14 protein-coding genes and 1 pseudogene are annotated in these 13,683 nt (G+C 70.9%); 6 read left to right on the top strand and 9 right to left on the bottom strand.

The genetic code is table 11. From position 1 onward, the window contains the following. The first annotated feature begins 45 nt into the window (after positions 1-45). From hisS to asnS, 5 genes are read left to right on the top strand one after another with little or no spacing between them, the layout of a single operon-like run. The gene (gene hisS, locus ABJK26_RS09435) at positions 46-1,302 is read left to right on the top strand and encodes a histidine--tRNA ligase (protein ID WP_347242028.1); all 1,257 of its coding nucleotides are present in this window, start codon (positions 46-48) and stop codon (positions 1,300-1,302) included. 24 nt (positions 1,303-1,326) lie between these two features. Next, entirely contained in the window at positions 1,327-3,072 is a 1,746-nt protein-coding gene (aspS, locus tag ABJK26_RS09430) for an aspartate--tRNA ligase (RefSeq protein WP_347242027.1), read from the top strand. Further along, entirely contained in the window at positions 3,065-3,958 is an 894-nt protein-coding gene (locus ABJK26_RS09425) for a PhzF family phenazine biosynthesis protein (RefSeq protein ID WP_347242026.1), read from the top strand. The genes aspS and ABJK26_RS09425 overlap by 8 nt, the downstream gene beginning before the upstream one ends. Before the next feature lie 20 nt (positions 3,959-3,978). Continuing rightward, a complete protein-coding gene (locus ABJK26_RS09420) occupies positions 3,979-4,794 on the top strand; it encodes an HAD family hydrolase (protein ID WP_347242025.1) in 816 nt (271 codons plus the stop codon). Positions 4,795-4,806: 12 nt separating this feature from the next. Next, positions 4,807-6,123 carry an asparagine--tRNA ligase gene (asnS, locus tag ABJK26_RS09415; protein WP_347242024.1) on the top strand — a complete coding sequence of 439 codons (1,317 nt, stop codon included), beginning with the start codon at positions 4,807-4,809 and terminating at the stop codon, positions 6,121-6,123. Between the two features lie 171 nt (positions 6,124-6,294). Here the strand turns inward: asnS and pdxT are convergent, their stop codons facing one another. From pdxT to ABJK26_RS09385, 6 genes and pseudogenes are all read right to left on the bottom strand, one after another. After that, positions 6,295-6,870 carry a pyridoxal 5'-phosphate synthase glutaminase subunit PdxT gene (gene pdxT, locus ABJK26_RS09410; RefSeq protein ID WP_347242023.1) on the bottom strand — a complete coding sequence of 192 codons (576 nt, stop codon included), beginning with the start codon at positions 6,868-6,870 and terminating at the stop codon, positions 6,295-6,297. A gap of 23 nt (positions 6,871-6,893) precedes the next feature. Next, positions 6,894-7,730 carry a UV DNA damage repair endonuclease UvsE gene (uvsE, locus tag ABJK26_RS09405; protein ID WP_347242022.1) on the bottom strand — a complete coding sequence of 279 codons (837 nt, stop codon included), beginning with the start codon at positions 7,728-7,730 and terminating at the stop codon, positions 6,894-6,896. Then, positions 7,727-8,242 (bottom strand): YceI family protein, encoded by a 516-nt coding sequence (locus tag ABJK26_RS09400; RefSeq protein WP_347242021.1) that lies wholly within the window; start codon positions 8,240-8,242, stop codon positions 7,727-7,729. The genes uvsE and ABJK26_RS09400 overlap by 4 nt, the downstream gene beginning before the upstream one ends. Next, on the bottom strand, positions 8,239-8,766 hold the full coding sequence (locus tag ABJK26_RS09395) for a flavin reductase family protein (RefSeq protein WP_347242020.1): 528 nt from the start codon (positions 8,764-8,766) through the stop codon (positions 8,239-8,241). The genes ABJK26_RS09400 and ABJK26_RS09395 overlap by 4 nt, the downstream gene beginning before the upstream one ends. Further along, on the bottom strand, positions 8,767-9,390 hold the full coding sequence (locus ABJK26_RS09390; RefSeq protein WP_347242059.1) for an SDR family NAD(P)-dependent oxidoreductase: 624 nt from the start codon (positions 9,388-9,390) through the stop codon (positions 8,767-8,769). Between the two features lie 51 nt (positions 9,391-9,441). Then, a pseudogene (locus tag ABJK26_RS09385) lies at positions 9,442-9,645 on the bottom strand (NAD(P)H-binding protein); the annotation flags it as partial. Positions 9,646-9,741: 96 nt separating this feature from the next. Here ABJK26_RS09385 and ABJK26_RS09380 point away from each other — a divergent pair. Next, positions 9,742-11,145 carry an FAD-dependent oxidoreductase gene (locus ABJK26_RS09380; RefSeq protein ID WP_347242019.1) on the top strand — a complete coding sequence of 468 codons (1,404 nt, stop codon included), beginning with the start codon at positions 9,742-9,744 and terminating at the stop codon, positions 11,143-11,145. Here ABJK26_RS09380 and ABJK26_RS09375 read toward each other — a convergent pair. The 3 genes from ABJK26_RS09375 to ABJK26_RS09365 all read right to left on the bottom strand — a co-directional run. Beyond that, complete coding sequence (locus ABJK26_RS09375) at positions 11,060-12,331, bottom strand: alpha/beta fold hydrolase (protein WP_347242018.1); 1,272 nt, start codon at positions 12,329-12,331, stop codon at positions 11,060-11,062. The two genes, ABJK26_RS09380 and ABJK26_RS09375, sit on opposite strands and share 86 nt — an antisense overlap. 5 nt (positions 12,332-12,336) lie before the next feature. After that, positions 12,337-12,927, bottom strand: coding sequence for a methyltransferase domain-containing protein (locus tag ABJK26_RS09370; RefSeq protein ID WP_347242017.1), 591 nt, complete (start codon positions 12,925-12,927; stop codon positions 12,337-12,339). Between the two features lie 148 nt (positions 12,928-13,075). Next, on the bottom strand, positions 13,076-13,683 hold a 608-nt coding region (locus ABJK26_RS09365; protein WP_347242016.1), incomplete at its 5' end, for a DUF4397 domain-containing protein.

Here is a 13,683-nt window from a genome sequence, read left to right as displayed (position 1 = left end):
GGAGGCCCACGCCCAGGCGCAAGAGGTTGTGTAGAGTGGAGGGGTATGGCGGTTCGGGGCACCAAGGACCTCTTCGGCAAGGAGCTCAGGCTCCACCAGCGCATCGTGGCCACCGCCCGCAAGGTCTTGGAGGCGGCAGGAGCCCTGGAGCTCATCACCCCCGTCTTTGAGGAGACCCAAGTGTTTGAAAAGGGGGTGGGCGCTTCCACCGACATCGTGCGCAAGGAGATGTTCACCTTCCAGGACCGGGGCGGGCGCTCCCTCACCCTCCGCCCCGAGGGCACCGCCGCCATGGTCCGGGCCTACCTGGAGCACGGGATGAAGGTCTGGCCCCAGCCCGTGAGGCTCTGGATGGCGGGGCCCATGTTCCGGGCCGAGCGCCCGCAAAAAGGGCGGTACCGCCAGTTCCACCAGGTGAACTATGAGGCCTTGGGCTCAGAAAACCCCATTCTGGACGCGGAGGCCATCGTCCTCCTCTACGAGTGCCTGAAGGAGCTCGGGCTTAGGGGGCTTTCGGTGAAGCTCTCCTCCGTGGGGGACCCCGAGGACCGGGCCCGCTACAACGCCTACCTCAAGGAGGTCCTCAGCCCCCATCGGGAGGCGCTTTCCGAGGACTCCAAGGAGCGCCTCTCGCTCAACCCCATGCGCATCCTGGACTCCAAAGACCCCAAGGACCAGGCCCTCCTCGAGGAGCTTGGGGTGAGGCCCATGCTGGACTTCCTCGGGAAGGAGGCCAGGGCCCACCTTCGGGAGGTGGAGCGCCACCTGGAAAGGCTTTCCATCCCTTACGAGCTGGAGCCCGCCCTGGTGCGGGGGCTGGACTACTACGTGCGCACCGCCTTTGAGGTGCACCACGAGGAGATCGGGGCCCAGTCCGCCTTGGGGGGCGGGGGGCGGTACGACGGGCTTTCCGAGCTTCTGGGCGGGCCCAGGGTCCCAGGGGTGGGCTTCGCCTTCGGGGTGGAGCGGGTGGCCCTGGCTCTCGAGGCCGAGGGCTTCGCCCCCCCGGAGGAAAGGGGCCCCGACCTCTACCTGGTTCCCCTTCTGGAAGCGGCGGTGGAGGAGGCCTTCTACGTGGCCGAGATCTTGAGGCCGAGGCTTAGGGTGGAGTACGCCCTCGCCCCGAGGAAGCCCGGCAAGGGCGTGGAGGAGGCCCTAAAGCGGAAAGCGGCCTTCGCCGGGTTTTTGGGGGAGGAGGAGCTTAGGGCGGGCGAGCTCACCCTGAAGCGCCTGGCCACGGGGGAGCAGGTGCGCCTCCCCTACCCCGAGGTGGCGGCCTTTCTCCTCGCGAGCCTGGCATGAGAATCCGGTAAGCTTGGGAGGATTATGCGCCGCACCCACTACGCCGGAAGCCTGAGGGAAGCCCACGTGGGCGAGGAGGTGGTCCTCGAGGGCTGGATGAACCGCCGCCGCGACCTCGGGGGGCTCATCTTCCTGGACCTGAGGGACCGGGAGGGCCTGGTCCAGCTGGTGGCCCACCCGGAAAGCCCCGCCTACCCCGTAGCCGAGCGGGTGCGCCCGGAGTGGGTGGTGCGGGCGAAGGGCCTCGTGCGCCTCCGCCCCGAGCCCAACCCCCGCCTCGCCACGGGGCGGGTGGAGGTGGAGCTCAAGGCCCTCGAGGTCCTCGCCGAGGCCAAGACGCCCCCCTTCCCCGTGGACGCGGGCTGGCGGGGGGAGGAGGAGAAGGAGCCCCATGAGGAGCTCCGCCTCCGGTACCGCTACCTGGACCTAAGAAGGCGCCGGATGCAGGAGAACCTCCGCCTGCGCCACCGGGTCATCAAGGCCATCTGGGACTTCCTGGACCGGGAAGGCTTCGTCCAGGTGGAGACCCCCTTCCTCACCAAAAGCACCCCCGAGGGAGCCCGGGACTTCCTGGTGCCCTACCGCCACGAGCCCGGCCTCTTCTACGCCCTGCCCCAGTCCCCCCAGCTCTTCAAGCAGATGCTGATGGTGGCGGGGCTGGACCGCTACTTCCAGATCGCCCGTTGCTTCCGGGACGAGGACTTAAGGGCCGACCGCCAGCCCGACTTCACCCAGCTGGACCTGGAGATGAGCTTCGTGGAAGTGGAGGACGTCCTGGAGCTCAACGAGCGCCTCATGGCCCACGTCTTCCGCGAGGCCTTGGGGGTGGAGCTTCCCCTCCCCTTCCCCAGGCTCTCCTACGAGGAGGCCATGGAGCACTACGGCTCCGACAAGCCCGACCTCCGCTTCGGCCTGGAGCTTAAAGAGGTGGGCCCCCTCTTCCGGGAGAGCGAGTTTCGGGTCTTCCGGGAGGCGGAACGGGTGAAGGCCCTCGCCGTCCCCAGGGCCCTTTCCCGCAAGGAGATCGCGGAGCTTGAGGAGGAGGCCAAAAGGCACAAGGCCCAGGGCCTGGCCTGGGCCCGGGTGGAGGAGGAGGGCTTTCAGGGCGGGGTGGCCAAGTTTTTGGAACCCGTGCGGGAGACTCTCCTTAAGGCCACGGGGGCGGGCCCTGGGGACACCCTCCTCTTCGTGGCCGGGCCCCGCAAGGTGGCGGCGGAGGCCCTGGGCGCGGTGCGGCTTCGGCTTGCGGACCTTCTAGGCCTCAAGCGGGAGGGCTTCCGCTTCCTCTGGGTGGTGGACTTTCCCCTCCTGGAGTGGGACGAGGAGCGGGGGGGGTGGACCTACATGCACCACCCCTTCACCAGCCCCCACCCCGAGGACCTGCCCCTTTTGGAGGAAGACCCCGGGCGGGCGCGGGCTTTGGCCTACGACCTGGTCCTCAACGGCGTGGAGGTGGGCGGGGGGTCCATCCGCATCCACGACCCCGGGCTCCAGGCCCGGGTCTTCCGCCTCCTGGGCATTGGGGAGGAGGAACAGAGGGAGAAGTTCGGCTTTTTCCTGGAAGCCCTCCAGTACGGGGCCCCGCCCCACGGGGGCATCGCCTGGGGGCTGGACCGGCTCCTCGCCCTCATGACGGGAAGCCCCTCCATCCGCGAGGTCATCGCCTTCCCCAAGAACAAAGAAGGAAAGGACCCCCTGACCGGCGCCCCGAGCCCCGTGTCCGAGGAGCAGCTTAGGGAGCTCGGCCTCCAGGTGATCCGCCATGGCTAGGATCCCGTACATTCTGGTAGACGCCTTTGCCCCCGCCCCGGGAGCGGGCAACCGGGTGGCCATCGTGCTGGACGCCCGGGGGATGGGCCTAGAGGAGATGCAGACCATCGCAAGGCGCCTGGGGGAGGCGGAGACCGCCTTCCTCACCGAAAGGAGGGAGACGGTCTTCGGGGTGCGCTTTTTCACCCCAAAGGAGGAGGTGGAGTTCTCCGGCCACGCGGCGGTGGCCCTGGGCCTAAGCCTGGTGCGCCTGGGCCTGGCGCCCGAGGGGATAGGGCGGCTTTACCTCCACACCCCCACGGAGGCCCTTCCCGTGGAGATCGTGTACGAGGGCGGGGCCCCTGTAAAGGCCCTGGTGCGGGGGCCTTCCCCCCGCTTCCGCGACCTGCCCCCCTTTGAGGCCTTGAGGGCGGCCCTCGAGGCCTTAGGCACCAACGAGCGCTACCTGCACCGGGGCCTCCCCTACGGCATCGCCTACACCGGGCTTTGGAGCCTCTTCGTGCCCCTCATCGCCCCCGGCGTGGTGGACGCCCTGGAGCCGGAGATGCCCGCCCTCTTGGAGGTTTCCCGCAAGCTGGAGGTGGCCACGGTCCACGCCTACGCCCCCATGGGCCCGAGGAGCTTCTACGCCCGGGACTTCGCCCCCCTCCTCGGCATCCCCGAGGACCCGGTGACGGGCTCGGCCAACGCCGCCCTGGGGGCCCTCCTCGCCCGGGCGGGGGTGGTGCCCAAGCGGGAAGGACGGGTGCAGCTCACCGTCTACCAAGGCCACCGCCTGGGCAACCCGGGGGTGGTGGAGGTCCTGGTGGAGTACAGCCCCACGGGCCTGCCCTACGGGGTGAGGATCGGGGGAGAGGCGGCCCTGGTCTTCACCGGGGAGCTCTAGCCCACCCGGCCAAAACGCCCATGCCGAAGCGCCTGGTCTTCGTGGACGTGGACGGGACCCTGGTGGGGAAGGACGGGGTGCCCCCCTGCGTCTGGCCCAAGGTGGAGGCCCTCCGAGGAAAGGGGGTGCGCTTCGCCCTCATCACCGGCCGGCCCGGCCGCGGGGAGACCCTGGGGTACGCCCGGAGGCTGGACCCTTCGGGCCTCCACGTCTTTGAATCCGGGGCCGTGGTCCTGGCCCTTTCCCAGGACGTCCACGCCCCTCCCGCCACCCCCCTCAAGGTGGAGGCCCTGCCGGAAAGGGAGGCCAAGGAGGCCGTCCACCTGGCCCGGAAGCTGGGCCTCCCCCTGGAGGGGTACACCGCCGAGGGCGGCTTCTACGTGGAGGGGGATAGCCCCCTCCTCCAGGCGCACCAGGCCCTCCTCGGTCTCCGGGCGGAAGAGGCGGACCTCCTCCGCCTTCCCTCACCCCTGGTGCGCCTCCAGGTCCTGGCGGGGCCCGAAGCCCCCCTGGGGGCGCTTTTGGAGGGGCTTCCCTCGGGGCTTCAGGCCCACCTGGCGGAAAGCCCCAAGATGCCCGGGGTGCGCTTCGTCTCCCTCACCAAGGAGGGCGTGGGCAAGCTCAGCGCCGCTCGGTTCGTGGCCGAGGCCTACGGCCTTTCCCTGGAAGAGGCGGCCATGGTGGGGGACGGGGAGAACGACCTGGAGCTGATCCGGGCCGTGGGGCTTGGCGTCGCCATGGGGAACGCCCCCGAGAAGGTGAAGCGGGCGGCGAAGAGGGTGGTGGCCCCGGTGGAAGCCTGCGGCCTGGCGGAGGCCTTGGACCTCTTGGGGTAGACTACGCGGGGTATGCGGGTCTTCATTGAGGAGATCGCCCGGCACCTGGGCCAGGAGGTGGAGCTAAGGGGCTGGGTCTACCAGAAGCGCTCTAAGGGCAAGATCCACTTCCTCATCCTCCGGGACGGCACGGGCTTCCTCCAGGCCACGGTGGTCCAGGGGGAGGTGCCAGAGGCGGTCTTCCGGGAAGCGGACCACCTTCCCCAGGAGACCGCCCTCAAGGTGCGGGGCCTGGTGCGGGAGGACAGGAGGGCCCCAGGCGGGGTGGAGCTCGCCGTGCGGGACCTCGAGGTGGTGAGCCGCCCCCAGGGGGAGTACCCCATCGGCCCCAAGGAGCACGGCGTTGACTTCCTCATGGACCACCGCCACCTCTGGCTCCGCCACCGCCGCCCCTTCGCCGTGATGCGCATCCGGGACGAGCTGGAAAGAGCCATCCACGAGTTCTTCGGGCAGAGGGGCTTCCTCCGCTTTGACGCCCCCATCCTCACCCCAAGCGCCGTGGAGGGCACCACCGACCTCTTTGAGGTGGACCTCTTTGACGGGGAGAAGGCCTACCTCTCCCAGTCGGGCCAGCTTTACGCCGAGGCCGGGGCCCTGGCCTTCGCCAAGGTCTACACCTTCGGCCCCACCTTCCGGGCGGAGCGCTCCAAAACCCGGCGCCACCTCTTGGAGTTTTGGATGGTGGAGCCCGAGGTGGCCTTCATGACCCACGAGGAGAACATGGCCCTGCAGGAGGAGCTCGTGAGCTTCCTCGTGGCCCGGGTGCTGGAGAGGCGCTCCCAGGAGCTTGAGATGCTCGGGCGGAACCCGAAGGCCCTGGAGCCCGCCGCGGAAGGGAACTACCCCCGCCTCACCTACAAGGAGGCCGTGGCCCGGGTGAACCGGATCGCCCAAGAGGACCCCGAGGTCCCCCCTCTCCCCTACGGCGAAGACTTCGGGGCCCCCCACGAGGCCGCCCTAAGCCGCCAGTTTGACCGGCCCGTCTTCGTGGAGCGCTACCCGGCCCGCATCAAGGCCTTCTACATGGAGCCGGACCCCGAAGACCCCGAGCTCGTCCTGAACGACGACCTCCTGGCCCCCGAGGGCTACGGGGAGATCATCGGGGGGAGCCAGAGGATCCACGACCTGGAGCTTCTCAAGCGCAAGATCCGGGAGTTCGGCCTCCCCGAGGAGGTCTACGGGTGGTACCTGGACCTCCGCCGCTTCGGGAGCGTGCCCCACTCGGGGTTCGGCCTCGGCCTGGAGCGCACCGTGGCCTGGATCTGCGGCCTTGCCCACGTGCGGGAGGCCATCCCCTTCCCGAGGATGTACACGAGGATGCGGCCCTAAACGCCTGCCCCGCGGTTTTGCCCCAAGGGACGATGCCCGAACCCAGAAGGCCCTTTTGGGGGCACTTATACCCCTTTGGCGTGAACCCTTCGTCCAAGGCCAGGCGTGGAGGCTTTGCGGGATCGTTTTTACCGGGGCCCCCATGCTGGCGCAAGCCAGCATGGGGTGGTATTAAACGCCGGCGAGCTCCAGGAAATAGCGGTGGAGGCGGGGGTCCTGGGTGAGCTCGGGGTGGAAGCTGCTGGCGAGGACCTTCCCCTGGCGCACCAGGACGGGGAGGTCCCCAAGCCTCGCCAGGACCTCCACCCCCTCCCCCAGCCTGCGGAAGACGGGGGCCCGGATGAAGACCCCGTGGAAGGGGCCGAGGCCTTCCACCTCCAGGTCCTCCTCAAAGCTTTCCACCTGCCGCCCGAAGGCGTTCCGCTCCACGGCGGCGTCCAGGACCCCGAGGCGGGGCTGGTCCGGGTAGCCCAGGATCTCCCGGGCGAGCCAGATGGCCCCGGCGCAGGTGCCGAAGAGGGCCAAGCTGCCCTCCTCCACCCGCCTGCGCACCGCCTCCTCCAGGCCGTACTCCCGGGCGAGCTTGCCGATGGTGGTGGACTCGCCTCCCGGGACGATGAGGGCCTTAAGGCCCTCGAGGTCCCCCACCTTCCGCACCTCCTTGGCCTCCACCCCAAGCCGCCTAAGGGCCTCCTTGTGCTCGCGGAAATCCCCCTGTAGCGCCAGCACGCCGACCACGCCCCCCATCCTCGTCCCTGGGGCCCTTGCTGTCAAGGCCGGGCCTTCTCCTTGCCCTTGGCCTCCAGCATGACGTCGGCGGGGCTTGGGAGGGCAGAAAGGAGCCTCTCCCAGTCCTCCTTGGCCACGAGGAAGGCGTGGGCCCCGGGGCGCTTCGCGGGGTCCTGGCTGGAGAGGTGCACCTTGGGCCGGCCCCGCCAGGTGGGAAAGGCCAGGCGAAGGGCCTCCGCCAGGGAAAGCCTCCCGGGGTTTAGGGCGTGGTGGAGGGTGTCCACCACCACCGGCACCCCCAGGGCCTCCGCCGCTTCCAGGACCTCTTCCACGCTCCAGAGCCTCTCGTCGTTCTCCAGGGCCAAGAACCTCAAGACCTCCTTTTCCCCCCGGAGGTTCTCCACGAAGCGGTGGAGGGCCCTTTCCCTCTCCCCGTAGGCCCCGCCCAGGTGGAGCACCAAGACCCCCTCCTCGGCCCCGAGGAGGGCGAGCACCCGGGCCGAGTAGCGGAGCTCGGCGAGGGAGCGCTCCACCACCTTGGGGTCTTGGCTTCCCGGGTTCACGTAGGGCCCAGGGTGCATGGAAAGCCGCTGGCCGAGGGCGCGGGCCAGGGCCCCGAGGCGGGCGAGCTCCTCCTTGTGGGCCCCCTCCCAGTCGTAGGGGAAGAGGGGGTGGGAGGCGAAGGGGATGAGGTGCTGGCCGAGGCGGAAGAGGGCGAAGCCGTGGCCGGCGTTGAAGCCGAGGATCCTCTCCAGGTCCCGGAGGTTTTCCGCCACCTTCTCCCGCACCCTCTCCTCGGTGAGGTGGGCGAGGCGCAGGATGCGGTTGGTGGTGGCCCCCAGGGTGAGGTTCTCGCAGGGGTAGCCCAGGCGGATCATCTTCTCAGGGCGGCCTCGAGGAAGACCTCCACCTCGTCCCGGACCTCGAGGAAGAGAAACCTCGGCCGCTCCAGGCCCCACTGGGAGAAGCGGGTGGTGAAGCCTCCCACAAAGCGGAGGCCCCCGGAGGCCTCACGAAGCTCCCCCAGGACCCGCACGGGAAGTCGCTTCCCCGCCATCTCCAGCTCCCCCTCCACCACGAACCTGGGGCCTTCCCGGTAGGCCCGCTTGGGGTAGAGGCAGGCCTCGGGGTGCTCCCCGGCCTTCAGGATCTCCAGGGCCTTCCTGTCCCGCTCGGCGTTGCCCGAGTCCCAGGCGGCCTGCTTGAGGCAGACCTTCCCCGAGGCCCTCTCCAGCCCGTCCCAAAGCACCTCTCCCCGGGCCGTGGGGTTCACCCCCTCCCAGCTCCCAAGGGTGTAGTAGCCCCGGTAGCGGGCCACCCCCTCCACGGCGTAGGGGGCCTGGGCCTGGGCGAGAAGGAGAAGGCTCGCCAAAAGAAGGAGCGTTCTCATGGTTCCTCCCTTTTCCGAAGGGGGGCCTTGGCGCCCCCCGGACGAAACCTCCAGCGCTCCCCCAAGGTGGCGAAGTCGCGGAAGCCCAGGAAGAGGATGGGGCGCTCCTTGGCCTCCGAGGAGCCCTCCACGTGGACCACCTCCCCCACAAAAAGGGCGTGGTCCCCGTCCCAGGGCCACTCGGACACGCGCATCTCGTAGACGGCGAGGGCCCCCTCGGGCACCTGGGTGTGGGCGAGCCTCCGGGCAGGGCGCAGGGCCACCCCGAGCCTTTCCGCCTTCGGGACCCTTCTTCCCGTGAGGTAGCCCGCCCGCACCACCCAGGCCCGCTCCTCCCAGGGGAGAAAGCAAAGGGCCGCCTCGGAAAGCTCCCGGAGGAGGCTTAGGGTGTGGTTCTTGCGGTCCACGGCGAGGAGGAAGCGGAAGGGCTCCTTGGAGGCGGGCGTCCACCAGGCCATGGGCATGAAGTTCCGCCCCACGGCGAGGAGGGCGAGGCGCATGGGGTAGAAGTAGGCCCGGTACACCTAGACCTCCAGAAGCTCCGGGGGAGGCTCCTCGAGGAGCCCCTCCAGAACCTTTCGGGCCGCCTCCTCCGGGGAGAGGGCCTCCTTAGGGGGGCCCCCGAGGGGCGTCCAAAGGCCCGTGGCCACGGCGGGAAGCCGCACCAGGACGAGGCGCACCCCCTCCCGGGCGAGCTCCTTCCGGGCGGCCTCGAGGTAGGCCTCGAGGGCCCCCTTGGCCGCGGCGTAGGCGGCGAAGCCGGGAACGCGCACGTAGGCGGGGTAGGCCCCGAAGAAGACCCCCCTCGCCCCCCGCTGCCAGCGGGCGTGCTTGAGGAGGAGGGCGGCGGTGAGGAAGTGGGCGGCGAGCATCCCCTCCAACAGGTCCCGGCCCACCTCCCGCACCCTGGCCCTGGCCGCCCAGCCCACCGCGTGGAGGAGGAGGTCCAGAGGCCCCGCTTCCTCCAGGAGGGCCCGCACCTCCAGCTCGTCCGTGAGGTCGGCGGGGAGGGCCTTCCCTCCCACCTCCCGGGCCAGGTCCCCAAGGGCCTGGGCACGCCGCCCCACGAGGAGGAGGTCATGCCCTTTCAGGGCCCGGGCGAAGGCGCCGCCCAGGCCCCCCGTGGCTCCGGCGATGAGGACGCGCATGGCCTTCAGGCTAGGGCCTGGGGCGGCCGCGGTTTGTAGGGCAGGGAGAAAAGCCTCCACCCCCTCCAGGGCCCGCCTGAGGGCCCCCTCGTCCTCGAGGCTCCCCCGCACCACCTCCACCCGCCCCGCCCAGGGGCGCCCCAGGAGGCGGGTCTCGTCCCGCACCAGGACCCGCACCTGGTGGCCCCTCTCCAGAAGCCTGGGGACGAGCCTCCCCCCCACGTAGCCCGTGGCCCCCGTGACCAGGACGCGCACGCCCCAAGCATACCGGGGGCCCTTTGGGAAAAAGGTGGCGGGGGACCATGGCCCAGGCCAAGGTCTTTCCCGAACCTCGGGGCTACCCTAAGCCCCGTGCGGGCCTTGGTGGTGGGGGCGGGCATCGGCGGGCTGGTGGCGGCCAGGGCCCTAAGGCGGGCGGGCCTCGAGGTCTTGGTCCTCGAGGCCCACACCTACCCGGGGGGCCTCGCCGGGAGCTTCTACCACCGGGGCTTCCGCCTGGACGCCGGGGCCACCCTGCTTTCCGGCTTCGCCCCAGGAGGCCCCATGGCCCTCGTGGCGGAGGCCCTGGGGGTGCGCTTCCCCGTGGAGACGTTCCCTGAGGGCTTCCCCCTCATGGCGGTCCACCTACCCCGGGGGGAGGTGGTGCGCCCCGTAGGTCGGGAGGCGGAGCGGGAGGCCCAGCGGGACTTCTTCGGGCCCCGGGTCCTCCCCTTCTGGGCGTGGCAGGAGGCCAGGGCAAAGGCCCTCCTCGCCCTCGCCCCCCGCCTCCCCTGGCCCCCGGAAAGGGAGGAGCTTCCCCGCCTCCTCGCCCTCCTTCCCTCGCTCCTTCCCCTCCTTCCCGACCTCTTCTTGAAGGCGGTCCACCGAGCCCCCCAGAACCCCCACTTCCTCCGCTTCCTGGACGCCCAGCTCCTCATCGCAAGCCAAGCGGAGGCGAAGCGCACCTACGCCCTCTACGCCGCCCTGGCCCTGGACCTCCCCCACATGGGCCCCGCCTTGGTGCCGGGGGGCGTGGGGCGGGTGGCGGAGGCCCTGGCGGAGGGCCTCCCCGTGCGCTACAAGGCCCGGGCCGAGAGGCTCCTCCTAGGGGAGGGGCGGGCCTTGGCCGTGGAGGTGGCCTACGGGGGAAGAAGGCGGGGGGAAAGGGAGGTGGTGGAGGCCGACCTCTTCGTCCTGAACGTCCCCCTTGCCCCCCTCCTCGGCCTTCCCCTTAGGGCCCCCAAGGACGCCTGGGGAGCCTTCGTGGTCCACGGGGTCCTGCCCTTTAGGGCCCCTCCCCCCTACTTCCGGCAAAACGCCAGGGAAAAGCCCTTCGCCTTCCTCTCCTTGCGCCCCGAGGGGGAGAAGACGGCCTTCGCCCTAAGCCTCCACACCCCCCTCGCCCTCTGGGAGGGGCTTTCCCGGGAGGAGTACGGAAGGCTCAAGGCCCGGTGGGGGGAGATGGCCCTGAACCTGGGGGAAGCCCTCCTCCCCGGGCTAAGGGAGGCGGAGTTCCTCCTCTTCGGCACCCCCAGGACCTACGCCCGCTTCGCCGGGCGGGCCTGGGTGGGGGGGTTCCCCCAGACCCACCCCTTCCGCTTCCCCCGGGTGCGGCCCTTCCCCAACGTCTTCCGGGTGGGGGAAGGGGTCTTCCCGGGGCAGAGCGTCCCCGCCGCGGCCCTCTCCGGCCTCAGGGCGGCCCGCTTGGCCCTAGAAGCCCTAGGCCTTGCACGTAGCGAAGGAGAAGCCTGGCCGTCCTTCCCTCCCTTTCCGTGAGGAGGTCCAGGTGGGTGAGGCCGGGGAGGACCTGGACCTCCGCCCGGGTCCCGGGGAAGAGCTCCCCCAGAGGGAAGTCCTCCGCCTTCGGGTAGAGGCCCCGCCCGGCCCCCAGGGCGAGGAGGGGGTAAGGAAGGGCCCGGGGCTTGAGGCCCGGGAGGACGTGGGGGTACCCCCCCACCTCCAGGAGGAGGCGGTAGGGAAAGTACCACTCGGAAAAGCCCGTCTCGGGGAGGGCGAAGGCCCTCAGGAAGGCCCTCGGGTCCGTGGCCTCCCCCGTGTCCCGCCAGGCGATGGGGCCCGCCCTCGGCCCCCGCACGGTGAGGACGAGCCTCCCCTGGAGGAGGCCGAGGAGGCTCAGGCCCTCCCTGGCCCAGGCCCGCCCCGCGCTCACGCTGAAGACGGGGAAGAGGCTGTAGTCGTCGTCCACCCTGAGGAGGGCCAGGGCCTCCCGGGTGGCCCGGTAGGGGCCGAAGGGGAGGGTCTCCTCGGGCCTTTTCGCCGCGAGGAAGGCCTCGGCCTCGGCCAGGGCGAGCTCCTTGGGGCCAAGCCCAGGCCAGTCCAGGGTAGGGCTTCCCTCCCCCCGGAGGAAGGCCCGGTAGCCCACGAGCCGCCCGAAGGGAAGGTCCGCCCCTTCATAAAAGGCCTCCTCCGATAGGGGCACCACCCCCGGGGCCCCGTCCAGGAGGACGAGCCCGGAAAGCTTTTCCCCGTGGAGGAGGGCGTAGAGCCCCGCAAGGGCCGCCCCCAGGGAGTGGCCCGCGAGGACCACGGGGGCCCGGGCCCTTGCCGCCTCCGCCGCCAGGTCCAGGTCCTTGAGGTGCACCTCCAGGCCCCACCCCCTCAAGGGGGCGAGGTCGGGGAGGGCGAGGGCGCGGTAGTAGGCCACGGGGTCCTCCCGGAGGAAGCCCAAGCGGTCCTCCAGGCCGTTCGCCCGCCGCTCCCAGGCCCAGACCTCGAGGCCCGGGGCCCTGGCCCTAAGGTGCTCGGCCAACAGGGAGAAGTTGGTGCTCCCCCCAAGAAGCCCCGGCACCAGGAGGAGAACGGCCTTGGGCCTCTCTGCGGGGTAGACCAGGGCGTAGCTATGGTCCAGGTCCGGCCTGCCCATATTCGCCCCGGGGAGGGCCCGGTACTCCTGGCCGAGGGCCAGGAGAAAGGCCGCGGAGAAAGCCAAGAACCGCTTCACGCCCCTCACCTTACCTCGGCGAGGACGAGGCCGAGCCGGCCCAGCCTCCGGACCTCCCCCCGGAACCCCGCCCCCTCCAGGAGGCGGAGGAGGGCCTCCGGCGTGGGGCGGAAAAGCCCCCAAGGGCCTCCTGGCCCCAAAAGGAGGAGGCCGAAAAGCCGCCCTTCGGGCCCAAGAACCCGCCTCGCCTCCCGGGCCGCCGCCACGGGGTCCAAAAACTCGTTCCAGGTGGGCCCGATGGACACGCCCGAGAAGGCCCCCTCCCGGAAGGGAAGCCTTTCCCCGTGGGCGAGGAGGTAGGCCCCCGGGCGGCGCCTTTGGGCCACCTCGAGGAAGGCCGGGGAAGGGTCCACCCCCACCATCCCCTCCCCCAGGGCCTCCCGGTAGACGCCGGTCCCGGTGCCCACGTCTAAAAAGGGCCCTCCCGTGGGAAGAAGCCAATCCCGGAGGAGGGCGAGCTCCCCGGCGAGGTCCAGGCGCCCCCCGGAGAGGAGGCCCGTGGACCGGGCGCGCCAGAGGTCGTAGCCTCTGGCCACGGGGGGAAACCGGTTGAGGAGGCCGAGGAGGGGCCTTTCCCGGAAGGCCCGGAGGTCCAAAAAGCCCCCCTTCCTGGGGAAAACCCGGCCGCACCGGGAGCACCCCTCCCCGAGGAGGGGTCCTCGGCAGAAGGGGCAGGCGAGGAGGGGAAGGAGCCAAGAGGGAACCCCCTCCCCGGGAGGCCCCGGGAAGGGGGGCTTGGGGACCTTAGCGGCTCCCACCGAGGACGGTGGCGTCCACCACCGGGACCACGGTCAGGGTGCCTGCCTTGAGGCTCCCCACCGCGAAAACGGTGTACATCTTGCCGCTTTCCAGGGCCACGCCGGGAAGGGCCAGGGCCACGGTGGAGGTGCCCGCCGCCCGGACCTCGAGGTCGTAGGTCCCCGCGGGCACGGAGAGGTAGGGGCTGGCCTGGGGGAAGGGAAGCCCGGCGAAGAGCACCGGCCCGCCCTTCACCGCCACGTCCACCGCCGGGGCGTCGGGGGAGGCGTGGACCACCCGGATTCGGGCGTAGCCCGCCCGGGGGAAGAAGCCCGCAAGGGGGTCCGTGTAGACCTTGGGCTGGATCTGGGCCAGGAAGCCCGTGGCGGCCACGGTGTAGTAGACCCCCTCCTTGAGGTCCAGCTCGGCGTCTATCACCACGGGAGACATCTGCCCTGAGGGCACCACCTGCACCCTCACCTTGGCGGCGGGAAGGGGGATGTAGGGGGTAACCTGCTTGAAGGCCAGGCCGGTGATGGCCTTCTGCCCGTTCACCAGGACGTCCACCGCCGGGGCGTCGGGGGAGAGGTGGGCCACCCGCACCATGGCCCCCT

Origin of the sequence: Thermus sp. (assembly GCF_039793865.1) — a bacterium.
Lineage (GTDB): Bacteria > Deinococcota > Deinococci > Deinococcales > Thermaceae > Thermus.
This window is presented reverse-complemented; position numbering and strand designations above follow the sequence as displayed.

Coding starts and splice junctions, on each gene's coding strand:
- uvsE (WP_347242022.1), bottom strand. CDS start 7,730: ATGATCCGCCTGGGCTACCCCTGCGAGAACCTCACCCTGGGGGCCACC.
- ABJK26_RS09390 (WP_347242059.1), bottom strand. CDS start 9,390: ATGCGCGTCCTCATCGCCGGAGCCACGGGGGGCCTGGGCGGCGCCTTC.
- aspS (WP_347242027.1), top strand. CDS start 1,327: ATGCGCCGCACCCACTACGCCGGAAGCCTGAGGGAAGCCCACGTGGGC.
- asnS (WP_347242024.1), top strand. CDS start 4,807: ATGCGGGTCTTCATTGAGGAGATCGCCCGGCACCTGGGCCAGGAGGTG.
- ABJK26_RS09420 (WP_347242025.1), top strand. CDS start 3,979: ATGCCGAAGCGCCTGGTCTTCGTGGACGTGGACGGGACCCTGGTGGGG.
- ABJK26_RS09425 (WP_347242026.1), top strand. CDS start 3,065: ATGGCTAGGATCCCGTACATTCTGGTAGACGCCTTTGCCCCCGCCCCG.
- hisS (WP_347242028.1), top strand. CDS start 46: ATGGCGGTTCGGGGCACCAAGGACCTCTTCGGCAAGGAGCTCAGGCTC.
- pdxT (WP_347242023.1), bottom strand. CDS start 6,870: ATGGGGGGCGTGGTCGGCGTGCTGGCGCTACAGGGGGATTTCCGCGAG.
- ABJK26_RS09400 (WP_347242021.1), bottom strand. CDS start 8,242: ATGAGAACGCTCCTTCTTTTGGCGAGCCTTCTCCTTCTCGCCCAGGCC.